The following is a 23,963-nucleotide window of genomic DNA, read 5'->3' on the forward strand; positions in this document are numbered from 1 at the left end:
TAAAGTAAGTAAGGATGGAAGTTATGAGTGTACCTATTTTACCGACATTAAGTACTAGCTTCATCGTTATCAGCGCGATTCTCGTAGCTATCGGTTGGCGACTGATATGGAAGCGACAAATTGAAAGTCATAAGAAAGTCATGTTATGGGCAGCAATATTTGCATTAGCATTCTTCATTATTTATGCAGCACGTACTGCTATTATTGGAAATACTGCATTTGGAGGACCAGATTCGATCAAAGTTTATTACACGATCTTCTTAGTCTTCCACATCGTACTAGCTACTGTAGGTGGGGTACTGGGGCTAATACAAATTATTCTCGCTTATAAAGATAAGTTTAACATCCACCGTAAGATTGGACCTGTAGCTTCTATCATCTGGTTCTTTACGGCGATTACAGGTGTTGCAGTATATATCTTATTATATGTACTTTATCCTGGTGGCGAGACAACTTCATTACTCAAAGCCACTTTAGGTTTATAAGTTAAAATGTTTCATAATAAAAGTCGAATTTCCTCGAAATTGTCATATCTCAGGAAATTCGACTTTTTTAGTTTATTGAAGAGTAAAAATGTATTCAGAAGAAGCGGAAGAAACAATAACTAAGTCATCTTACGCTTCAACATAACGACGTAAATGTTTCGCAGTCACAGATTCTTCTACATCTAATAACCCTTGAGGTTCTCCCTCGTATAGCAGTTGACCGCCACTTGCACCTGCGTAAGGACCAATGTCCACAATCCAATCTGCTTCAGTCATCATTGTTAAGTTGTGCTCAATTAAGACCACAGTGTTGTTATCATTAATCAACTTGTTAAAACACTCAACTAGTAATGGAATGTCGTCTTCGTGTAAACCGGTTGTAGGCTCGTCGAAGACAAAGATTTGATCTGATACACGGTGCGCAAGATATTTACTCAACTTCACGCGTTGCATTTCACCGCCTGATAGCGTATCCATAGATTGACCGAGTGCCATATAACCTAAACCTGTTTCAGCAAGTGCGCGTAATGCTGTAACCACGGTCTCTTGTTCTTCGAAGAAATCAATCGCTTCTTCAACGGTTAAAGCGAGAATGTCCGCAATAGAGTAGTCGTCGACTTTAGCTTCTAAGACTTCAGGTTTGTAACGTGTACCGTGACAAACGTCACAAACTTGAGTGAAATCTGGCATGAAGGCAAGTTCAGTCTTGATGACACCTTTACCGTGACATTCAGGACAAGCACCAGCTGAATTATAACTGAATAAACTTTTCTTCAATCCGGTTTGTTTACTAAAGAATGTCCGCACTTCATCAAAGATATTTAAATAGGTTAAGAGATTCGAACGATTCGAAGCGTGCACGCCTTTTTGATCCACATAAATCACGTCGGATTGATTTTTCAAGCCAGCAGAAATTAGAGAGGACTTACCTGAACCCGCTACACCTGTGATAACGTTCAAGACTTCCTTGCGTAGTTTGACGGACACGTCGTTAATATTGTTGCGTGAGATATGATTCAAGTTGATCCAATCATCGCTTTGGCGCGGTTGCGCTTTTAACTGATGCGTACGACGTAAGGCTTGGCCCGTACTCGTTTCAGACTTTAGTAGTTCTTGATAGGTGCCGGTAAAAGTAATTTCGCCTCCATGCGTACCTGCATAAGGCCCGAGATCGATGATGTGATCAGCATGTTTAATCACATCAGGGTCATGTTCGACGACAAGAACCGTATTACCTTTGTCTTTAAGCGATTGAATAATCTCGTTGATACGCTGAATATCATCGGGATGTAGCCCTACGCTAGGTTCATCGATGATATAAACTAAATCGGATAGGGGACTGTTGAGATGACGAATGAGCTTTATACGTTGTGACTCCCCGCCAGATAGTGTCGGCGTTTCGCGACCGAGTGTTAAATAGTTTAAACCGATATAGCTTAAGGCTTTCAACTGAGCGAGTAACGGATTGATAATAAATTGGGCCTTGTCTGAGTTAAGTTGTTGTAGAAATTCGATTGCATCATCGATAGATAGATTGGTGAAATCGGCAATATCATATCCGTTAATCTTACATGACAACACGTCTTGGTTGAGCCGTTTACCATCGCAATCAGGGCAGTGACGAGACGTTACGACACGGTCGATATCTTGTTTGAAGCGTTGCTTTTCAAAGTTGTCATTGAGTAAGAACGAACGTCTGAAACGATGAACGAGTCCTTCGAATTTCGCTGTTCGCGGCCAATTCTCAGGTGGATTTGATAGTTTCGTAGGTTCGGTATAAAGGAACGTATTGAGTTCATCTTCAGTATAATCTTTGAGTTTTTTATCATTGTCAAACAAACCTGTGTAAAGGTAACGCTTACCTCTCCAACTATCAGGACGGAAAGAAGGGAACTTGATCGCATCTTCGTTGAGTGATTTATCGAAATCTAACAGCTCGTTTAAGTCGATATCTTCAACGTAACCTAATCCTGAACAAGTCGGACACATCCCTTTCGGATTGTTGAAAGAGAAGATGTCGGAGTAGCCTACGAACGGTTCACCGATACGCGACCACAGTAGGCGAACGGACGCATAAATATCGGAAATAGTTCCTACCGTTGAGCGTGAATTACCACCTAGACGCTTCTGATTAATAATCATCGCGACAGGAAGATGTTCAATCGCATCAACATCAGGCTTCGCATATTGAACGAGTTGATTCTGTATGTAAGTTGAATAGGATTCATTCAACAAACGCTCTGATTCTGCCGCCAATGTATTAAATACGAGCGAGGACTTTCCTGAACCAGAACGCCCTGTGAACACCGTTAATTGATGTTTCGGTATTTCCAGGGAAATATCTTTCAAATTATTCTGTCTTGCTCCATGAACTTTAATTACTGACATATCATTCACTCCTTGGTGTGAGTATAACAAAGAAATCATCTGATTCTGAGTAAAATTGGTTTCATTTTCAGTGAATATTTCTTATGCTTGAAATGATATGACTTTTGAAAAGGGTTAAAGAATGATTAGGCGAGGTGAGATAGACGTTGGGCAAGATGATATTAAAAATAGTAGGTGTGATGGTCTTTATCGTCGTTATTGCTTATTTGTTCTATTCACCTCGTTTGAAGTTCGATGTCTTAGAGAACCCGAATAAGCATGCGAAACATAATGTAGAACGTAAAAATGTTACACCTTCCAATCAAGATGCAGAGAATAAACCGCCGAAATCGGGAATCGGTACGTGGATTGGTGAAAAGTTGGACAAATTAACAGATAAATTTGGTCAAGCCGACCGCGTTTATGCGTATAAAAATGGCTTTAAAAATTACGTCTTCAAAAAGCATCATCAATACTATATCGTGACGGTTAAAAATGATATTATCAAATCGGTTTATGCGACAGGGAAAGACGTTAACGTGCAACCTGTAAAGATTATGGAAAACGGCTCGCACATTTTCGAAAATTTGAGTATCAATCCTGAGCCGAGTATTAAAGTGAATCATAAGCGCTACGATATCGAACTGTCTGATGACGATATGAAGACGCAAGCGCTCGTGAAATTTGGTAAAAATTATGCGCAAATTTATATCGACCAGCGCTCCAATAAAATTATGGCTGTTCGTTTCTTGGATAGCGAAGCGCTCGTGAATTTTAAACCTTACCAAACTGTTGCAGCATCCAATGAAGAAGAGTTGAAGAACAAACACGACGCGTTGCCATATGAGCAGAATGCCAACCAATTGATGACGTTGTATGAGACGACGAATGAAATGCGTAAGTTGAAGGGACTTGAGCCGCTGAAGATCGATAATCAGATTGGCCATATTGCCTCATTTAACTTGTATGAAGCGGTACGTGGGGGTCATGCGGAGTTTACTGAAGACGCCTTGACAGAACAACTCAACGATCAGAATATCACCTTTACTTCTACGAGTCAGAACGTCGGTTCAGATTTCAATGATGTTCCAACGCTGATTAATAGTTGGCTGAACTCAGATATCCACCGTTCGCGTATCTTGAACGCCAAGTATACGGACATGGGTGGCGATGTGAATAACGGTTACTATACTTTGATCTTTGTTGAAAAATAATTCAAGGAGGCGCAGAGATGATTACAGAACAAACATTAAACGTACTCGACGATATTGACGAGTTAAGCGATATGATACTCGATTCCTATATTTATCATGAGTTTAAGCAAGCAGAAGAAGCTTTGAATCAGGATGAAGAAGCGCATTTATTATACCAAGCCTTTTTAAAATCTAAGGACCAATATAACGACATCTTACGCTTTGGAAAGTATCATCCTGACTATCAGAAGATCATGTTGGAAACACGCCGACGTAAACGCGCATATGAGATGTTGCCGTGTGTGATGGAATATAAGAAGAAAGAGGCTGAATTACAAGGACTTGTGGATCAAGTCATTACGAAGATTGCATATGCTGTGTCAGATCATGTGAAGATTGAAGCAGGGAATCCTTTCTTCCAACAGCACAAAGGCGGTTGTGCTACAGGTGCATCATGTAAATGTTCACTTTAATATAAAAAGGACCGGAACGCTAAAGATCCATCGGTGTTTGAGAATGAGATGGATCTTTAGCGTTCCGGTTTTTTAGTGTAAATTATTGTTCAATCAAGTTATGCATCTTTTTAAAACGATAAGCCAGTTCTGGTTTATCAGTCACGAGTGTGTGCACACCTTTAGCATATAAGTCATTCATTAAATCGATGTTGTTAATCCCGTAGAAACCAGGCACAACGTTAATATGATTAAGCCACTGAATAAATTTAGATGATGTTAAGTTTATACCTTTAAATTGCGTAGGCATTTGGAAAGTATCTGCCATCGGTTTAAACGTTTCACCAAGTCCGCTAAAGCATTTCAAGAATCCAACTGTAACTTCTTTCTGACTTGCGCCTACAGCGACTTGATTATGTGAAATTTCCTTGAACTTGCGTGTTTGTCGATCATCGAAGCTCGTCACGAGTACGCGATCTTCTGCATGATGTTGTTGAATGATTTCATACATGCGTTGAGGAGCTTGAGCACCTAATGTTTGGCTAGGATCATCCTTTAAGTCGACATTGACGAGATGGTTAGGATAAAGCTCTAGCAATTCGTCAAATGACAGAATGCGTGCATCAGAATGGCCGCGATAAGGATGGTTACCGTTAATATCAGTGAAGTGGTAGCCTGCATCTAAGCGTTTCAATTCGTCGAGCGTATGTTCACTCACGAGTCCAGAGCCGTTAGTAGTACGATCTAGTGAAGCATCATGGAAGACGACGAGTTGCAAATCTTTCGTCATACGCACATCTGTCTCAAAGCCATCGAGCTGCATTTCTACCGCGCGATCGAAAGCAAGTTTCGTTTGTTCAGGACGTTCGAACATGCCACCGCGATGAGCAAAGAGGTAAGGACTTGGTTGGTCAAAGAACGGCGGTATGCGTTTGAGTGATTTATTTTTAGTAAAATGTTTCGTTAGCATCAAGCTACCTACGACGCCTGCTGTACTGATCAAAGCGCCTTTAAGTAAACGATTAATATGAGCCATGTGATGACCTCCTCCTTGATTTATCTTTAGTTTAGCTTTCTGGATGAGATTCCTCAATCATTACCCCTTTGTGATGAGAGTAAAATGAGATATCGAGATGATAAAGAGAAATATAAGTTTTGTTAAATTTTCAACGTTATGACTCTCGCATCTTTCTTCGGATTTATTATCTCTGCAAGACGTGATATTATATAAGGGCTACTAATTGGAGTGATGTATTTATGAATATCGTTTCAAGAGCGAGTTTAATCATCTATTTGAAGAATATGAAATATGTGCGACAACTCAAAAAGCATGGTCATGTCATCTATGTTAATCCACGACGTCACTATGTCATTATGTATGTCGATGAAAGCCAAGCGGACCGTATCGTCACACAATTAATGAAACTCAAATATATTAGTCATATTCAAGGCTCGCCGTATAAAAATTTAAAGAAAGTCTACGAAAAAGAAAAGCACGAATTATCTTAAATCACGTGCGCATCTCACGATTGTTCCAACATCATTGTAAGGGTGGAATCCAGTTCTGCAAGCGAAGAACGCTCGTTAAATAGTTATAATACAGTTCTAATTCTGGATATTCTTCTGGAGCATGTACATCGACTTCTTTAACCGGAATGTTGTAAGCTTCTGCTTGCTCATTCAGCATTTCAAACTTTTTATTCGTTTCAGGATAAGGATAGCGTACTGCATCTTGCATGAGATACATCGCTTGGAAGTGTTGTTCAGATGTTGGATTCATCACTAAAGCGACGGATGAGCGCTTCTCATCAGACAACGGTGTATGGAAATAAACCATCTTTGACACACGTTCAGCGTTATATTCCATAAGTGTCAGAAATTCAAATAAATCTGTGAGTCCATGTCCGATAGGTATAAATGATTGTTTCATGTTAAATCCTCCTCATGATTTAGCATTATATAGAAATTATACAGGGAAAGAAAGAGGGGTAGCTATGAGAGTCATCGCAGGTATACATAAGAGTAAGGCTTTAGAAAGTTTAGAAGGGCGTACGACGCGGCCGACGATGGATAAGGTGAAAGAGGGCATTTTTAACAGTCTGCAAGATATTTCAGGTGTGGGTCTCGATCTCTTTGCAGGAAGTGGTGCCTTAGGTATTGAAGCACTTTCACGTGGTATGGATAAAATGATCTTCATCGATCAGAATTTCAAAGCGTTTAAAGTAATCAAACATAACTTGAAATCTTTAGAGCTCGAAGATCAGGCTGAAGTTTATAAAAATAATGCCGCACGTGCATTGAAAATTCTTGCTAAACGAGAAATGCAATTTGATGTCATCTTTCTTGATCCACCTTATGAGAAAGGCCTTATTGACGAAGTGTTAGAAGCAATCGCATCATTTGATTTATTAAAGGAAAGTGGTATTATCGTTTGTGAATTTAATCATCAAGAAGAAATTGATACAGGGGATTTCCAGGTGATTAAGCGTTACCACTATGGGTTAACAGATACAATGTTATTAGAAAAAGGAGAACAATATGACATTAACTAAAGCTGTCATTCCGGGAAGTTTCGATCCAATTACTTATGGGCATATCGATATCATTCAAAGAAGTGCAACTCGGTTTGATGAAATTCATGTATGTGTATTGAAGAATAGCAGTAAATCAGGACTTTTCTCGCTTGATGAACGCATTGAACTCATCGAGGAATCAGTTAAAGACTTGGACAATGTTCAAGTTCATAACTTTAATGGATTGCTCGTTGATTTCTGTACGAAGATTGGCGCACAAACGATTATCCGTGGACTTCGTGCGGTCAGTGACTTTGAATATGAGTTACGTCTTACTTCAATGAATAAGAAACTCAATGACGAAGTAGAAACGATGTATATGATGACGAGCACCAATTATTCGTTCATCAGTTCAAGCGTTGTTAAAGAAGTGGCGCAATACAAAGCGAATGTATCTGATTTTGTTCCTGAACATGTTGAACGTGCATTAAACGACAAGTTTCGTAAATTTGAGTAAGCGAACGTGCGTTTAGAATGTGCCGGTGACAGACGTAATTTTACTAAAATAGACTATAACAATAGAGTAGAACGCGAGTTGGATTAGACGAACCATCACAGATGTGCGATTGGCTTAGAAACTCGGTTCTACTCTTTATTTGTGTATGAGCTGTTTTGCAGTTCAGTCTTTCCGTATCACAGGCATGTTAAAATCATCTTCTTGACAGCCCGAAACTAAATTATAGATTTGAGTTCCACGAATTTCCGGTGCAAATAATGCAGCGGAGCGTTGGTTAACGTTGGTGACGTATTGACGTTCAGGGAAGCGTTTTTTTACTTGCTTTAAGTAACGTTGCCCTGTTTGCGTCATACCTAAGATTCTCACACCTTGAAGCGGTTGCTCATGGTTAACGTCTGACTTTTTCGTATTGAGCAATACGTGCAGCAACATACGTTGTAGGTACGTCCGTGTATAACGCTTGGTTTTTAACTCGGAAAGCAACCCCTCAAAGTCCCTCGTTTGTTGATTCATACGCTGTAAACGTGATTCTAGCCCTTCATTGACCATGTAAATTTCTTCTAGCTCATCAGAAGTTTGAGACATGATTGCATAGTTAAGATAAGGATAAAAATCGTTCCAAGTTATCGTAGGTTGCTCGTACAATGGAATTAAATTTGCTGGTACAACTGAACGCCATTGATCATCGGCATTCATGAGTGCGTTTCGAATACTCGTTCCACTGGCAAAATAAGTGTCACGAATCGTGTGATCGCGGTGATGGCTTTGTAATCGCGGCAGAACAAATGGTTCTATTGCGACACCTAAATCTTGAATCGTACGTATGTAAGATAGACCTAATGTATTATTAGGGTGAGCGAGTATAGCTGAGTGTGGAAATAACTCATTGAGAATGCGTGGATAACTCTTTCCTTTCTTTAGCTGTTCGCGTATTTGTGTCTGATATTGCGCAGAATTCAATAATCGTGCGAGCTCATGAAATTGTTCGGGTTCGGCAGTTTCTGCACCAAAGACGAGCGAAGACGCCCCCATATAATCTGCTACTTTGACGCCAGTTCGAGCGAAGTACTCGCCAGCAGAAAGTGCGCCGTAAAGTGGCAGTTCGACCACGATATCCACATCGTTTAACGCCATACGTGTACGCTGGAACTTTGAGTAAATTGCAGGTTCACCGCGCATGACGAAATGACCACTCATAATCGCTATAGATACATCGGCCCCAGTGCGTTTCTTAGCTTTTTGAGCATGGTATTGATGACCGTTATGGAAAGGGTTATATTCAGTAATCAGCGCAACACTTTTCATTTGCATTTCTCCTTTATAGGACTCATCATAAGTATTGTATCAGAACTCCATGACACGATGCGACTTCGTAATGAAACCTTCATTTTATAGTGTAATTCGTTAGTGATGGATACTTTATTACTGTTAAGAAAATATCTTGACATCTTTTCCTTATAAAGTTAAAATAAATTTTGTGCTTGTTAGAGGTGAAGCCATATGAAATGGTCAATAACGCAATTACGTAAGTATCAAGGTAAGCCATTTGACTTCGATCAAACGGTCACTTTTGATCATCTCAAAGACGCGTTAGGTTTAATTGATTTAACGCCAATCGATGTCGTTGGAACTCTTACAGTTAAATCGAAAGAAGTTATTGCAGATATTCATATTACTGGAACGTATACTATGCCTTGTGCGCGAACACTTGACCCCGTTGAAGTTCCTTTAGATGTGAAGACGCAAGAAATCTTTGAGTTAGAACCTTTCGAGTTTGACGAAGATGAGGACAACGATGAGCATTATCATGACGCAACAGACGGAATGATTAATCTCAAAGATGTTGTTCAAGAAATTGTTGTTGTGGAAAAGCCAATGCGTGCTTTCTCAGAACACAGTGATCAAATGTTAACCGAAGGCAATGGTTGGGAAGTTATTGACGAAGATCAAGCTATTGAGCTCGAACAACAGAAAGAAGAGGAACAATCACGACAAGTTGATCCACGGCTTCAAAAATTACAACATTTATATGATGAAGAGCAATAGCAGTTTTTAATAATTTATAGTATAATGGATTATTGAATCTGACATTAATTGAATTTGTGTGTTAAATATAAGGAGGATTAAACATGGCAGTACCTAAAAGAAGAACGTCTAAGACTAGAAAAAATAAACGTCGTACGCATATCAAACTTTCAGCTCCTGGCATGACTGAATGCCCAAGCTGTGGTGAATACAAATTATCTCATCGCGTATGTAAAAACTGTGGTTCTTACAACGGTGAAGAAGTCGTATCTAAATAATAAGATATAGACTCAGTTGACTGTAATCGTTCAAAAATTGCGCTGCTAATTTTTGAACGATTTTTTTAATATAAAGTGAAATGACTGTACTCAGGATGTGAGAATGTAGATGGAACAAATAACATCAACACAAAATAGTAAAGTGAAAGCTGCAAATAAACTGAAGAAGAAGAGAGAACGAGATAAGACAGGACAAGCACTCATCGAAGGATATCATCTCATTGAAGAAGCGATGGCGAGCGACATCCAAATTGTGTCTTTGTTCTGCGTAGAGGCAGACCGTGAAGATGCAGCAATGTTAGAGTACGCTGATGCAGTGTACGAAATTAATCTTAAGGTGGCGGAATTACTCTCTGGGACAGTGACCCCTCAAGGTATCTTCGCAGTGATTCAACAACCGACAGTACAAGATCGTCAACCCTCTCAAGTGCTGTTGATTGATCGCATTCAAGATCCAGGCAACCTGGGAACGTTGATACGTACTGCAGATGCAGCAGGATTAGATATGGTAGTCTTGGAGAAGGGGAGCGCGGATCCTTATCAAGACAAAGTGCTTCGCGCGAGTCAAGGCAGTGTCTTCCATCTTCCGATTATTCAGCGAGATTTACATACCTTTATCAACGACTTTGAAGGTCCTGTTTATGGTACGGCACTTCAAGATGCCGTAGCGTATCAAACTGTGGAGCAACAAGATAAGTTTGCGCTCATATTGGGTAATGAGGGTGAAGGCATTAAGTCTGAGCTACTTGAGCAGACGACACAGAATTTGACGATTCCAATTTATGGCCGTGCAGAAAGTCTCAATGTGGCGATTGCTGGAAGTATCTTGATCTATCATTTGAAAGGTTGACCCGCATTCAATGTATTAGATATAATAGTAACGATATTAGAAGTGAATACTTTAGCTGATAAAAAGAAGTGAGCGACATAGCTCAGTTGTTCAGGGAGAATAACCGTGACTGCAAGTTATTCCAACTGACGTTCGTTCTTTCGTCTTTTTAGCTACTTAAAGAAATTTAAGTCGGATACCTATTCGTTATCAAGGTTGAGAAAAGTGTAAAGCAATGCACGCTAGTATCAGTCGAGATGCTTTTACTCGTGTATAGATGTTATGAACTGCAAATAACTTACAGTTTGCAATGAAGCATCTAGCTTTATACTTAAAGTTGGGTGGTACCACGGAAACTTTCGTCCCATGTGCGGATGGAAGTTTTTTTATTTTGCACAAGAAAGTGAACTCACATATACATAGAGTTGTAAATAGTGAAGGATTAAAGGAGAAGGAGGAACAGACATGGTTCAGAATGAAGAGATGTCTCAACTCAAACAGCAAGCGCTCGTAGATATTAACGAAGCGCATGATGCTCAAGCATTACAAAATGTAAAAGTGAAGTATTTAGGTAAGAAAGGTTCAGTTTCAGGATTAATGAAACATATGAAAGACCTTTCTAACGAAGAGAAACCAGCGTATGGTCAACAAGTCAATGCGTTACGCCAAGCGATTCAAGATGAAATTGTTTCACGCGAAGAAGTGTTAGCGAATGAACAATTGGAAGCGCAATTACGTGATGAGAAGATTGATGTGACGTTACCAAGTCGTCAAATCGCTTTAGGTGCGAAACATCCACTTACACGTACGATTGAAGAAATCGAAGATCTATTCCTCGGTTTAGGTTACGAAATCGTTGAAGGTTACGAAGTAGAACAAGATCATTACAACTTCGAAGCACTCAACTTACCGAAATCTCATCCAGCACGTGACATGCAGGACAGTTTTTATATTACAGAAGAAACATTGATGCGCACACATACCTCACCTGTCCAAGCGCGTACGCTAGAACAACGTAATGGACAGGGTCCAGTGAAGATTATTTGTCCAGGTAAAGTGTATCGTCGTGATTCAGATGATGCGACACACAGTCATCAGTTCACTCAAATTGAAGGGCTTGTAGTGGCTGAAGATATTAAAATGAGTGATTTAAAAGGGACACTAGAATTATTAGCACGTGAATTGTTCGGTGCAGATCGTGAAATTCGTTTACGTCCAAGCTACTTCCCATTCACGGAACCGTCTGTTGAAGTCGATGTGTCATGCTTCAAATGTAAAGGTAAGGGCTGTAACGTATGTAAACAAACAGGTTGGATTGAAGTCTTAGGTTCAGGTATGGTTCACCCGAATGTGCTTGAAATGGCTGGCTTTGATTCTCAACGTTATTCAGGCTTTGCCTTTGGTCTCGGACCTGACCGTATTGCCATGTTGAAATATGGTATTGAAGACATTCGTCACTTCTATACAAGTGATGTACGATTCTTAGAACAATTTAAAGCAGTAGAAGATAGAGGTGAAGAAGAATGCTAATTTCTAAAGAATGGCTAAGTGAATACGTAACTGTTGAACAATCTGTAGAAGCGTTAGCAGAGAAGATTACGCGTACAGGAATTGAAGTGGATGACATCGTCGACCTTACTGAAGGGCTTAAAAACCTTGTCGTGGGTTATGTTGAAGATATCCAACCTCATCCTAATGCCGACAAATTAAATATTTGCCAAGTCAATATCGGCGAAGAAGAAACAGTACAAATCGTTTGTGGCGCGCCTAACGTTAACAAAGGCCAGACAGTGATTGTAGCTAAAGTAGGTGGACGCTTACCAGGTGGCGTGAAGATCAAACGTGCCAAATTAAGAGGCGAACGCTCTGAAGGTATGATTTGTTCACTACAAGAGATTGGTATTCCTAGTAATGTGGTACCTAAAGCGTTCGAAGATGGTATTTATGTCTTTTCAACAGAAGTAGAACCTGGCACATCAGCTTTAGAAGCACTTTACCTTGAAGACCAAATGATGGAGTTTGACCTCACACCTAACCGTGCGGATGCGTTAAGTATGATTGGTACTGCTTATGAAGTAGCAGCTTTATACGATCAAGAATTGCACAAGCCTACGCATCAACCGACGACAGAAGAAGGTTCTGCAGACTCAGAGCTTTCTGTCACAGTTGAAGATGAAGACAAAGTACCTTATTACAGTACGCGTGTAGTTAAAAATGTTTCAATAGCGCCTTCTCCATTATGGATGCAAATGCGCTTGATTAAAGCAGGTATTCGCCCAATTAATAACGTTGTTGATATTTCTAATTATGTCTTATTAGAATATGGTCAACCATTGCATATGTTCGACCAAGACCAAATCGGTTCAGATCACATCGTTGTACGTCAAGCTAAGGAAGACGAAACAATGACTACACTTGATGATCAACAACGTGAACTTGAAACAGGCGACATCGTCATTACGAACGGTAAAGACCCAATTGCGATTGCAGGTATCATGGGCGGCGACTTCTCAGAGGTCTCTGACAATACACGTAATGTAGTGATTGAAGGTGCTATCTTTGATCCTGTATCTATACGTCATACGTCTCGTCGTCTCAACTTGCGTAGTGAATCTTCAAGTCGTTTTGAAAAGGGCATCGCGACAGAGTTTGTTGATGAAGCAGTTGATCGTGCTAGCTACTTACTTGAACAATACGCTGACGGTACAGTTCAACAAGGTCGCGTAGCAGTAGGTAATTTAGGTGAGTTTGAAACACCGATCGAAATCACTGTAGATAAGGTTAATCGTACAATTGGGTTTAATTTATCTGCAGAAGATATTGAAGCAATTTTTAACCAGCTCGGCTTCCGAACTGAGCGTCAAGATGATACGTTCACAGTATATGCGCCATCACGCCGTAAAGATATTTCAATTCAAGAAGATTTGATCGAGGAAATTGCGCGTATTTACGGTTATGATGCATTACCATCTACATTGCCGGTCTTTAAACAAGTGACACATGGCGAATTGACAGATAAGCAAGCGAAGACACGTATAATCAAGGCTACACTTGAAGGTGCAGGTCTCAACGAAGCGATTAATTACTCACTTACATCAAAAGAACATGCGCGTGATTATGCGTTAACTGACCGTCCAACGATTGATCTCTTGATGCCAATGAGTGAGGCACATGCGACGTTAAGACAAAGTCTCATCCCTCATCTCGTTGATGCGACTGCTTATAATATTGCGCGTAAAAATCACGATGTGCGCTTATACGAGCTTGGTAGAGTATTCTTCGGTAATGGCGAAGGAGAATTGCCAGACGAAGTGACGTACTTAAGTGGTATTATGACAGGTAATTACGTGGTTAATAAATGGCAAGGTAAACAAGAAGAAATTGACTTCTTTATTGCTAAAGGTGTTGTTGACCGTGTTGCAGAGAAATTAGATTTAACCTTTGACTATGAAGCGGCTGAAATGGATGGTTTACATCCTGGTCGAACAGCACGCGTGAAATTAGGGGAAGATGTTATCGGTTTCGTTGCTGAATTACATCCTCAAGTTGAAAAAGATAACGACTTGAAGCGAACTTACGTCTTCGAACTCAACTACGATCGCTTAATGGAAGAAACAGTTGGTTTCATCAACTATAAACAAATTCCACGCTACCCAGGTGTATCTCGGGACATTGCATTAATGGTCAATCGTGATAAACCGTCATCTGAAATTATTCAAGTGATTCGTGAACATGGCGAAGATATTCTTCAGAATGCCGAAGTCTTCGACGTTTACGAAGGTGAACACGTGGCAGAAGATGAGAAATCAATTGCTATTCGTCTCTCTTATCTTGATACTGAGAATACATTAACAGACGAACGTGTCAATGGTGTTCATGATGAGATCTTGAAAGCACTTGAAGAAATGGGCGCGACAATTCGTTAATATAGTAAAGTTGGGCCTGTGGTATGTGTCTTAATTAAATGCATAAGCGCATACTAATAGTGTAGTTTCAAAAATTCTAATACTATATATAAATAGAGCCACCTTCTAATCATTTGTTGATTAGCGGGTGGCTTGTTGTTTGGTATGATAATGTAAAAAAAGGGTGACAGTTCGATATTATTAGTCGTAGAGTAGAAATTTTAAAAACATAGAGTATGTTATTGAAGAATACTATAATTTAAAATTGGACAAAACTCAATTTCAATGTCGACTTGAGACGCTAGATGGAGTTAAGGCCACAACGAAAATCCATTCTTTGAGCTCTTTGAGCGAAAAGAATTAGTTGAGTGTGGCCCCATTAGCAAGCGAGAGTCACAACATTGAAAATGAAATACACTTTAATAACATCACTGACGTTTTTGTTCCACTAAATTCAACGCTTTGTCACGATTGGCGAAATGCTTTTTAGTGACTTGGTCTAACTGAGCTAAGCTGTAGCGGTTGATCAGTTGAGCAGCACAGAGGTCTACTTTTTTACTCGCACCTTTAATCACAGAAATATTAAGCTGTTTAGAAATGTGGTCCATATGCTTCACGAAAGCATAACGTGAAATAATACTTGCTGCAGCAATAGCAATCGATTTCGATTCGCCTTTCGTTTCGAAATGTGTTTTCTCAGGTAAAGGAATATCCGTCAGTGCGTAGCGTTTGTAAACACCTGGCTGTGCAAATTGGTCGACCACGATGTAGTCGAGCTCATCAAGTTCAATACGAGAAAGTACATTTTTAATCGCTTCATTATGTAGGACAGCTTTCATCTTCACTTGCGACCAACCTTGAGCTTGGCATTCATTGTATTTCGGATTATCGAGTACGAGTAGTGAATGCGGAATAAAGGTCACAAGCTGTTCAGCTAGCTCGACAATTTTATCGTCAGTTAACTTTTTAGAATCATCGACTCCAAGCGTCTTTAGAACTCGTGCATTCTTCTCAGAAACGTAGGCTGCACAAACGGTGAGTGGACCGAAATAATCACCGCTGCCAGCTTCATCACTTCCGATGCAACTATACTGGTTGAATTGAGGGTGGGGTGACGATTTCTTAGATTTCTTTGTTGTTTGTTTTTTAGGTTGAGCTGACGAGTTAGGAAGCAACGATTGTGCTAATTGTTCAGCATTTTTACCCTGAAACATCACTTTATTTGAATTATATACAGAGATAGTTGTGCCTTGATGTTTCTTGCGCGCTTTCATACCTTGAGGTAAGCCAGTCGTTTCAAATTCTAGTTGGTTAAGTAAATGGTTGATTTCTTGAGCCGTGACTTTTTTCACAACATTTGTCATTACATGCGCCTCACTTTGTGTAGAATTGTAGCTTGTTCATTGTATCATAATGCGTGGATTTATAGACATTCTCGGATATGTAGTTTTAGTAAAATGATAGAGTGAATAGAACAGAGTCCGAGATATTAAAAGAACATCTGAAGTGAATTAATATCACCCTTATAATTAATTTTGATTAAATTTTCAATGTATACTCGAGACGCTTGATGGATCTAAGACCACAACGAAAATCCATTCTTCGAGCTCTTTGAGCGAAAAGAATTAGTTGAGTGTGGTCCTACGCAGTAGTTGACTGAATTCGAGAAGACATTTTGCTTTCTCGAACTCTAGTCATCTTTGCGGGGGAAACACTACGAAATCATAGATTTCTGTGTTTCTCCCAAGCAAGCGAGAGTTCTAACATTGAAAATTTGGTATATTTAATTTTGTCTCAGTCTCTTAATTTTCTAAAAGAGATAATGACAACTACTTACATAATAAGGGACTGTCGTGTATAATAGTTCGTGATAAATATTTTACGATAATGAATTTAAATTTGAGATATATTACGAGTTATCAAGATATTATAAAGAGTCAGGAGTTAGATTATGGGAGAGTTCAAGAATCGCATTAATGTTACTATCAATGACCAGCACTATACAATCGTAGGGGAGGACAACCCTGAACACATTCGACACGTCGCACATCTGGTCGACGAGAAATTGAAAGAATTAGGTAGTAGAAGTGCAGGATTAGATACGACGCGTAAAGCTATTCTTACTGCAGTGAATGTCATGCACGAGAAAGTTCAGCTTGAAGAAGAGAATCGTCGGTTAGAACAAAAAATCCAACAGTTGAAACTTAAAGACCACGAATGATTCTAGATATTATACTTATCCTGTTTCTACTGATTATTGGGACGAGTGGCTTCCGTAACGGTCTGTGGTTAAGTTTCATCAACTTTGTCTGTAGTGCGGTAGCTGTCTTTCTTGGCTACAAATTCTACACACAGGTTGCGAATAAATTAGATTTATTTATTCCATTCCCTAAGACGAAAGCATACGATATGACATATGCCTTTGAGTTCAGCAATCTACAGCAGCGTTTTAATGATGTGATTGCTTTTATCATCGTGGTCTTTATTGCGCGATTGATATTGCATATCGTCATCGGCGTATTTGGTAATATGATGCAGTCAGGACGTAGTACACTTCTCAGCCGCCTGTTGGGGCTTGTTCCGAGTATTATCATCGCACTGTTTATAGCAACACTAGGCGTCTATATTATTGCTTTATATCCTGATGCGCATCTACAGCATCAATTAGCTACATCGAAACTCGCAGAATTGATTCTTTATCACATTCCTTATATCTCAAACTTTATACAGCACTTATAAATATAATGAAGAAACGTAACGGTCAGGGCATGTGTTATTTTGCGATAGAGTGAAATAACGCTACGTCGTCTTGACCTTTTTCTATGAGGTGATCCTAATGACGAAGAAAGATGTTATTCAATTACTAGAACGAATTGCGACTTATATGGAACTGAAGGGAGAGAACACGTTCAAAGTCTCTGCCTATCGTAAAGCCGCACAATCGCTAGAAATCGATGAGCGCACTTTAGACGAAATCGATGACGTGACTGAGTTGAAAGGCATTGGTAAAGGTGTAGGCGAGGTCATCAATGAATATCGCGAAACGGGAGCGTCGAGCACGCTCAAGACTTTACAGGGCGAGGTGCCTGAAGGTTTAATTCCTTTACTCAAGATTCAAGGTTTAGGTAGTAAAAAGATTTCCAAACTTTATAAAGAGCTCAACATCACTGATAAAGCTTCATTACAAGAGGCGTGTGAAGCAGGTAAAGTGAGTGAGCTCAGTGGTTTCGCTAAGAAGACGGAACAGAATATATTAGAAGCGGTAAAAGCGTTAGGTGCGAAGAAGGACAAGTATCCAATTGACCTAATGCGAGGTTTAAGTCGTGAAATCAACCAATATTTAGAACAACTCACTGATATCGAACAATATGAAGTAGCAGGTAGCTTCAGACGTTTTAAAGAAGAAAGTAAAGACTTAGATTACATTATCAGTACGACAGCACCTGATAGTGTTCAACAGCAATTACTTGAAATTCCTAACAAAGTTAAAGAAGTTGCAGTAGGGCAAACGAAGATTTCCCTAGAACTGACATATGACGATGAAACGATAGGTGTCGATTTCCGCTTGATTGAACCGTCAGCCTTTTACCATACATTGCAACACTTTACAGGGTCTAAAGATCACAACATCCGCATTCGTCAGCTTGCCAAAGAAAGAGATGAGAAGATTAGCGAATATGGTATTGAGAAAGCATCTGGCGAATTGATTCAGTATCAAAGTGAAGCGGAGATTTACGCACACTATGGGCATGAGTGGATTGCGCCTGCAATGCGTGAAGATGGAAGTGAATTCGACAAAGACCTCTCAGATATCATTCAGTTAGATGACATTCGTGGTGATATCCATATGCATACGACCGCGAGTGATGGAGCGATGAGTTTGCGTGAAATGGTCGAAGCGAATATTGCGAAGGGTTACGAGTTTATGATGATTACAGATCACTCTCGTAGCTTGAAAGTTGCGAACGGTCTATCTGCAGAGCGGTTATTACGTCAACATGAAGAGATTCAACAGCTCAATGAGGAATATCCAGAAATCGATATTTATTCAGGTACAGAGATGGATATTCTTCCAGACGGCAGTATGGATTATGACGATGAAGTGTTAGCACAGTTGGATTACGTGATTGCGTCTATCCACCAAAGTTTCAATCAGTCTCAAGAAGACATTATGCACCGTTTAGAACAAGCATGTCGTAACCCTTATGTGCGTCATATCGCGCATCCAACAGGTCGTATTATCGGTAAAAGACCAGGTTATGAACCTGATATCGAGCAATTGTGTCAACTTGCAGAAGAAACTGGAACTGTGCTCGAAATTAACGCGAATCCGAAACGATTAGACTTAAATGCTAAAGTGGTGCGTCAAAATCCTAACTTAATGTTGACGATTAATACGGATGCGCATCATACGGATCACTTAGAGTTTATGAAGTATGGTGTCGCTACGGCGCAGAAAGGATTTGTCCAAAAATCTCGTGTAATCAATACATTTTCTCGAGAAGCATTTAAGGATTTTGTAAAAGGTGAGAAAAATAAGAAATAGAGGGATTGTATGAGACAAAAATCACTAGATGTCTTAGAATTCGATAAGATTAAAACGATGGTTGAAGAAGAAGCAGTCAGCGACTTGGGTCAAGTTAAAGCTCGAGAGATGGCACCTCAAGTCGACCGTTCAACTGTCATATTTCAAATGGATGAAACAGATGAAATCGCTCAAATCTATAATAAATTGCGTTTACCTAGCCTCAGTGGGTTATCTCAAATTAAACCGTTCATACGTCGATCTCAAATCGGTGGTGTCTTAAATGTATCAGAGCTGAATACGATTAAACGTTTGATTCAAGTTCAGAATCAATTCAAGACATTTTACGCACAACTATTGGAAGACGATGAAGAGGTCGTTCACTATCCTATCTTGCATGACCGCATGAATCAGCTGCCGGTGTTAACAGACTTGTATCGCACGATTCATGATAAGTGTGATGCGCACGATTTATATGATCATGCGAGTACGACACTTCAAAGTATTCGCAGTAAGATTTCGAGTACATCACATCGCATACGTCAGAATTTAGATAAGATCGTTAAGAGTCAATCGAATCAGAAGAAACTGTCAGACGCGATTGTGACAGTGAGAAACGATCGTAACGTTATTCCAGTTAAAGCGGAGTATCGCCAAGATTTCAACGGTATCGTGCATGACCAATCTTCTTCGGGTCAAACGCTCTATATCGAGCCTTCCTCAGTAGTAGAGATGAACAACCAAATCAGTCGTTTACGCAACGATGAAGCGGTAGAACGCGAGCGTATATTGACCGAATTGACAGCTGAAGTTGCCGCTGAGGCAGATGGTTGTTTGACTGCTGAGCAAATTATGGGTCAAATCGATTTCCTGACAGCGAAAGCACGCTATGCTCGTAAGATTAAAGCGACGAAACCTGAATTTACTGAGGACCGTTCTGTATACTTGCCGAAAGCATTCCACCCGCTGTTAGACCAAGAGACGGTGGTAGCCAATACGATTGAGTTTGCAGAGGACGTTGAAACCGTGATTATTACGGGTCCAAACACAGGTGGTAAGACGGTTACGCTCAAGACGTTAGGCCTCATCATTATTATGGCGCAAGCAGGTTTACTGATTCCTACTTTAGATGGAAGTAAGTTAGGTATTTTTGAAAATGTGTACTGTGATATCGGTGATGAACAATCTATCGAGCAGTCACTATCGACTTTCTCTTCTCATATGAAGAACATCGTCTCTATTCTTGAAGAAGCGACACCGAATAGCTTGATTCTTTTTGATGAGCTCGGTGCAGGTACGGATCCAAGCGAAGGTGCGGCATTAGCGATGAGTATTCTGGATTACGTACATGATATCGGTTCACTCGTGATGGCGACGACACACTATCCTGAGCTGAAAGCGTATAGCTACAATCGAGAAGGTGTGATGAATGCGAGTGTGGAATTTGACGTGAATACGTTAAGTCCGACATACAAATTGTTAATGGGTGTACCTGGTCGTTCCAACGCTTTCGATATTTCTAAAAAGCTCGGGTTAGGTATGAAGATTATTTCTAAAGCGAAGACGATGATTGGGCATGATGAACAAGAAATTAATAATATGATTGAATCACTCGAGAAGAACTCTAAACGTGTCGATGAACAACGCATTGAACTCGATCGACTTTTACGAGAAGCACAAGACACACATGATGAACTAGAACAGCAGTACACGAAATTCAAAAATTATGAACAACATCTCATGAACGAAGCACGAGACAAGGCAAACCAACGTGTGAAAGCTGCGACGAAAGAAGCCGATCAAATCTTAAAAGACTTACGTCACATGCGTGACAAAAAAGGTGCTGACGTTAAAGAACACGAACTCATCGACAAGAAAAAACATCTTGAGGATCAATATGAAGAAAAATCACTCAAAAAAGATGTCAAAAAACAAAAATGGGATGAAATCCATGCTGGTGATGAAGTAAAAGTCTTAACGTATGGTCAAAAAGGTGAAGTGTTAGAACTCGTAGGCGATGATGAAGCGGTCGTACAAATGGGTATTATTAAGATGAAATTACCGCTCAAAGATTTAGAGAAAAAGAAAAAAGAGAAACAGCAACCTACTAAAATGGTTAAACGTCACAATCGCCAAAATGTGAAAATGGAACTCGATTTACGAGGTTATCGTTATGAAGAAGCACTCGTAGAACTCGATCAATATTTAGATCAAGCTGTGCTCAGCAATTATGAACAAGTGTATATTATTCATGGTAAAGGTACCGGCGCTTTACAAAAAGGCGTTCAAGAACACTTGAAACGACACAAAAGTGTTGCTTCATATCGTAATGGAATGCCGAGCGAAGGTGGCTTCGGAGTGACAGTGGCGCAGTTGAAATAATGTTGAGCAATAGGTATGCAGTAATGGTCAAATTCTGTTATAATTTCCACATCATTTGATATTAAGGAGGATTGGCATTTATGGCAATCGTAAAAGTAACTGATTCAAACTTTGATGAAAACATTCAATCAGGCGTAAACTTAGTTGACTTCTGGGCAACTTGGTGCGGACCATGTAAAATGATTGCACCAGTTTTAGAAGAACTTGCCGAAGACTTCGACGGAAAAGCAAACATTTTAAAATTAGACGTAGATGAAAATCCATCAACAGCAGCTAAATTTGAAGTAATGAGTATTCCAACATTAATCTTATTCAAAGATGGCGAACCTGTAGATAAAGTAGTAGGGTTCCAACCTAAAGAGAACTTAGCTGAAGTAATTGAGAAACATCTATAATTAAATGACGACCCAGTAGGCTGAGACATCACGATGTTTCAGCCTTTTTTAACTGTAAGATGAAGCAGATTATTTTCAGAAATTCAATCAAAGGCCGTCTAAAGTTGAGATACAAGGGTATGAAGCTAACGTGATGCTCTGGGAATGGTATCCCAGGCTTATTTGTGCGGAATAAACTACGCTTTGAGAAGGGAGGTACATGATGGAAACGTATAAGGAAGAAATTAAGAATAAGTTGTCGGTCGTTCCCATGGAGCCAGGTTGTTACTTGATGAAAGATCGTAATGACCAAGTGATTTACGTGGGAAAAGCGAAAAAGCTGCGTAATCGTCTACGTTCCTACTTCACGGGGGCGCATGATACGAAGACAACGCGCTTAGTGGCAGAAATTCGCAATTTCGAGTTTATCGTGACTTCTGATGAAACAGAGTCACTATTACTGGAACTGAATTTAATCAAACAATACCAGCCTCGTTATAATATTCTGCTGAAAGATGATAAAAGCTATCCTTTCATTAAGATTACGAAAGAGAAATATCCACGACTCGTCGTGACCCGTAGAGTTAAAAAAGGTACAGGAAAGTACTTTGGACCTTATCCAAATGCTTACTCTGCGCAAGAAACGAAAAAGTTGCTGGACCGCATTTATCCATTCCGCAAATGTGACAAAATGCCGGATAAACTTTGCCTTTATTATCATATCGGGCAATGTCTCGGACCGTGTGTCTATGATGTAGATTTAGAAAAATATGCAGAAATGACACGTGAAATTAGCGATTTCTTAAATGGTGAGGATCAGACCATTTTAAAAAATCTCGAAAATCGCATGCAAAAGGCGAGTGAAGATTTAGATTTTGAACAAGCGAAAGAATATCGTGACTTGATTCAGCATATCCATAATCTCACGCGCAAGCAGAAGATTATGTCACCCGACAAATCTACACGCGATGTCTTTGGCTACAGTGTGTCGAAGGGTTGGATGTGTGTGCAAGTCTTCTTTATTCGTCAAGGAAATATGATCAAGCGCGATGCGACGATGATTCCTTTGCAGCAAACTGAAGAAGAGGAATTCTATACGTTTATCGGTCAATTCTACGAACTCAACCAGCATTTATTGCCAAAAGAAGTTCATGTACCGAAGAATTTAGATAAAAATATCATTAAATCAGTTGTAGATACTAAGGTTGTGCAACCTGTCCGTGGTAAAAAGAAAGAAATGGTCGATCTGGCCAATCACAATGCAGAAGTGTCACTGGATAACAAATTTGAACTCATCGCGCGAGATGAATCACGAACAGTAAAAGCGATCGAGGAGTTAGGCGACCGTATGGGTATTCAAACACCTATACGAATTGAAGCGTTTGATAACTCGAATATTCAAGGTGTCGATCCTGTATCCGCAATGGTGTCTTTCGTCGATGGCAAGCCTAATAAGAAAGGTTATCGGAAGTACAAGATTAAGACTGTGGAAGGTCCTGATGACTACAAATCGATGCGCGAAGTCGTGCGTCGTCGTTATACACGTGTGCTCAATGAGGGCACGCCGTTACCCGATTTAATCATCGTTGACGGTGGTAAGGGACACATGAGTGGCGTAATCGATGTGCTCGAGAATGAGTTAGGTTTGGATATCCCGGTTGCAGGTTTGCGTAAAAATGACAAACACCGTACGTCTGAAATTCTTTATGGTGAACAAGCTGAAGTTGTACCATTGAAGAAGAATAGTCAGGCCTTTTATCTACTTCAACGCATTCAAGATGAAGTGCATCGTTTCGCCATTACTTTCCATCGTCAGACAAGACAGAAATCCGGTTTGAAATCCGTGTTGGATACTGTCGATGGTATAGGAGCGAAACGTAAGACGCGCCTCTTGCGTACTTTCGGTTCTATTAAAAAGATGCGAGAAGCACCAATTGAAGATTTGAAAGGCGCAGGTTTACCGCAAAAGGTTGCAGAAAACCTACAAGCAGCTTTAGAGGAGAAAAAATCTTAAATTTTAGGGTATGAGAATCATTCTCATGCCCAAAAGTCCTCTAATTAGTGTTACAATGTGTATAAAGCAGATTTCTTTTTTTTAAGATATGTGGAAGCGTTTTC

The 23,963-nt window shown here is 39.9% G+C and carries 22 protein-coding genes; 17 read left to right on the forward strand and 5 right to left on the reverse strand.

All coding sequences use genetic code 11. From position 1 onward, the window contains the following. Nucleotides 1-23: 23 nt before the first annotated feature. Nucleotides 24-485: a DUF420 domain-containing protein gene (locus tag CD039_RS02975; protein ID WP_002472825.1), complete on the forward strand. Its 462-nt coding sequence runs from the start codon at nt 24-26 to the stop codon at nt 483-485. 129 nt (nt 486-614) lie between these two features. On the opposite strand, the gene CD039_RS02980 is transcribed toward CD039_RS02975, so the two are convergent. Continuing rightward, nucleotides 615-2,873 (reverse strand): ATP-binding cassette domain-containing protein, encoded by a 2,259-nt coding sequence (locus tag CD039_RS02980; RefSeq protein ID WP_103371057.1) that lies wholly within the window; start codon nt 2,871-2,873, stop codon nt 615-617. 146 nt (nt 2,874-3,019) lie between these two features. On the opposite strand from CD039_RS02980, the gene CD039_RS02985 reads away from it, so the two are divergent. Both CD039_RS02985 and CD039_RS02990 read left to right on the forward strand, forming a co-directional pair. Continuing rightward, complete coding sequence (locus tag CD039_RS02985) at nt 3,020-4,066, forward strand: CAP-associated domain-containing protein (protein ID WP_103371058.1); 1,047 nt, start codon at nt 3,020-3,022, stop codon at nt 4,064-4,066. A gap of 17 nt (nt 4,067-4,083) precedes the next feature. Next, nucleotides 4,084-4,518: a YlbF/YmcA family competence regulator gene (locus tag CD039_RS02990; RefSeq protein WP_049410793.1), complete on the forward strand. Its 435-nt coding sequence runs from the start codon at nt 4,084-4,086 to the stop codon at nt 4,516-4,518. An 82-nt stretch (nt 4,519-4,600) separates the two neighbouring features. Here CD039_RS02990 and CD039_RS02995 read toward each other — a convergent pair whose 3' ends face one another. Next, complete coding sequence (locus tag CD039_RS02995) at nt 4,601-5,533, reverse strand: glycerophosphodiester phosphodiesterase family protein (protein ID WP_103371059.1); 933 nt, start codon at nt 5,531-5,533, stop codon at nt 4,601-4,603. Between the two features lie 221 nt (nt 5,534-5,754). On the opposite strand from CD039_RS02995, the gene CD039_RS03000 reads away from it, so the two are divergent. Further along, entirely contained in the window at nt 5,755-6,006 is a 252-nt protein-coding gene (locus tag CD039_RS03000) for a DUF2129 domain-containing protein (protein WP_103371060.1), read from the forward strand. 31 nt (nt 6,007-6,037) lie between these two features. Here the strand turns inward: CD039_RS03000 and CD039_RS03005 are convergent, their stop codons facing one another. Continuing rightward, the gene (locus tag CD039_RS03005) at nt 6,038-6,427 is read right to left on the reverse strand and encodes a DUF7147 family protein (protein ID WP_103371061.1); all 390 of its coding nucleotides are present in this window, start codon (nt 6,425-6,427) and stop codon (nt 6,038-6,040) included. Between the two features lie 64 nt (nt 6,428-6,491). On the opposite strand from CD039_RS03005, the gene rsmD reads away from it, so the two are divergent. Then, nucleotides 6,492-7,049: a 16S rRNA (guanine(966)-N(2))-methyltransferase RsmD gene (gene rsmD, locus CD039_RS03010; protein ID WP_103371062.1), complete on the forward strand. Its 558-nt coding sequence runs from the start codon at nt 6,492-6,494 to the stop codon at nt 7,047-7,049. Beyond that, on the forward strand, nt 7,036-7,527 hold the full coding sequence (gene coaD, locus CD039_RS03015; RefSeq protein ID WP_002472822.1) for a pantetheine-phosphate adenylyltransferase: 492 nt from the start codon (nt 7,036-7,038) through the stop codon (nt 7,525-7,527). Before rsmD ends, coaD begins: the two co-directional genes overlap by 14 nt. 162 nt (nt 7,528-7,689) lie before the next feature. On the opposite strand, the gene CD039_RS03020 is transcribed toward coaD, so the two are convergent. Continuing rightward, a complete protein-coding gene (locus tag CD039_RS03020; protein WP_103371063.1) occupies nt 7,690-8,832 on the reverse strand; it encodes a nucleotidyltransferase in 1,143 nt (380 codons plus the stop codon). Between the two features lie 195 nt (nt 8,833-9,027). Between CD039_RS03020 and CD039_RS03025 the strand changes: the two genes are divergently transcribed. From CD039_RS03025 to pheT, 5 genes are all read left to right on the forward strand, one after another. Then, nucleotides 9,028-9,573 (forward strand): YceD family protein, encoded by a 546-nt coding sequence (locus tag CD039_RS03025; RefSeq protein WP_103371064.1) that lies wholly within the window; start codon nt 9,028-9,030, stop codon nt 9,571-9,573. Nucleotides 9,574-9,656: 83 nt separating this feature from the next. Continuing rightward, on the forward strand, nt 9,657-9,830 hold the full coding sequence (rpmF, locus tag CD039_RS03035; protein ID WP_002472844.1) for a 50S ribosomal protein L32: 174 nt from the start codon (nt 9,657-9,659) through the stop codon (nt 9,828-9,830). Between the two features lie 109 nt (nt 9,831-9,939). Next, complete coding sequence (locus CD039_RS03040; protein WP_103371065.1) at nt 9,940-10,680, forward strand: TrmH family RNA methyltransferase; 741 nt, start codon at nt 9,940-9,942, stop codon at nt 10,678-10,680. Nucleotides 10,681-11,124: 444 nt separating this feature from the next. Continuing rightward, nucleotides 11,125-12,189 carry a phenylalanine--tRNA ligase subunit alpha gene (gene pheS, locus CD039_RS03045; RefSeq protein ID WP_103371066.1) on the forward strand — a complete coding sequence of 355 codons (1,065 nt, stop codon included), beginning with the start codon at nt 11,125-11,127 and terminating at the stop codon, nt 12,187-12,189. Continuing rightward, nucleotides 12,183-14,585, forward strand: coding sequence for a phenylalanine--tRNA ligase subunit beta (pheT, locus tag CD039_RS03050; protein WP_103371067.1), 2,403 nt, complete (start codon nt 12,183-12,185; stop codon nt 14,583-14,585). The genes pheS and pheT overlap by 7 nt, the downstream gene beginning before the upstream one ends. A gap of 407 nt (nt 14,586-14,992) precedes the next feature. Here the strand turns inward: pheT and rnhC are convergent, their stop codons facing one another. Next, nucleotides 14,993-15,928, reverse strand: a complete 936-nt coding sequence (rnhC, locus tag CD039_RS03055; protein WP_103371068.1) for a ribonuclease HIII — start codon at nt 15,926-15,928, stop codon at nt 14,993-14,995. A 587-nt stretch (nt 15,929-16,515) separates the two neighbouring features. On the opposite strand from rnhC, the gene zapA reads away from it, so the two are divergent. From zapA to uvrC, 6 genes are all read left to right on the forward strand, one after another. Continuing rightward, the gene (gene zapA, locus CD039_RS03060) at nt 16,516-16,785 is read left to right on the forward strand and encodes a cell division protein ZapA (RefSeq protein WP_103371069.1); all 270 of its coding nucleotides are present in this window, start codon (nt 16,516-16,518) and stop codon (nt 16,783-16,785) included. Beyond that, on the forward strand, nt 16,782-17,303 hold the full coding sequence (locus CD039_RS03065; protein WP_103371070.1) for a CvpA family protein: 522 nt from the start codon (nt 16,782-16,784) through the stop codon (nt 17,301-17,303). The genes zapA and CD039_RS03065 overlap by 4 nt, the downstream gene beginning before the upstream one ends. A gap of 97 nt (nt 17,304-17,400) precedes the next feature. Further along, nucleotides 17,401-19,110, forward strand: coding sequence for a DNA polymerase/3'-5' exonuclease PolX (gene polX / locus CD039_RS03070; RefSeq protein ID WP_103371071.1), 1,710 nt, complete (start codon nt 17,401-17,403; stop codon nt 19,108-19,110). 9 nt (nt 19,111-19,119) lie between these two features. Then, the gene (locus tag CD039_RS03075) at nt 19,120-21,471 is read left to right on the forward strand and encodes an endonuclease MutS2 (protein WP_103371072.1); all 2,352 of its coding nucleotides are present in this window, start codon (nt 19,120-19,122) and stop codon (nt 21,469-21,471) included. An 80-nt stretch (nt 21,472-21,551) separates the two neighbouring features. After that, nucleotides 21,552-21,866, forward strand: a complete 315-nt coding sequence (gene trxA, locus CD039_RS03080; RefSeq protein WP_002472830.1) for a thioredoxin — start codon at nt 21,552-21,554, stop codon at nt 21,864-21,866. A 202-nt stretch (nt 21,867-22,068) separates the two neighbouring features. Continuing rightward, nucleotides 22,069-23,859, forward strand: coding sequence for an excinuclease ABC subunit UvrC (uvrC, locus tag CD039_RS03085; protein WP_103371073.1), 1,791 nt, complete (start codon nt 22,069-22,071; stop codon nt 23,857-23,859). Nucleotides 23,860-23,963 lie beyond the last annotated feature (104 nt).

Origin of the sequence: Staphylococcus argensis (assembly GCF_002902305.1) — a bacterium.
Taxonomy (GTDB): Bacteria; Bacillota; Bacilli; order Staphylococcales; family Staphylococcaceae; genus Staphylococcus; species Staphylococcus argensis.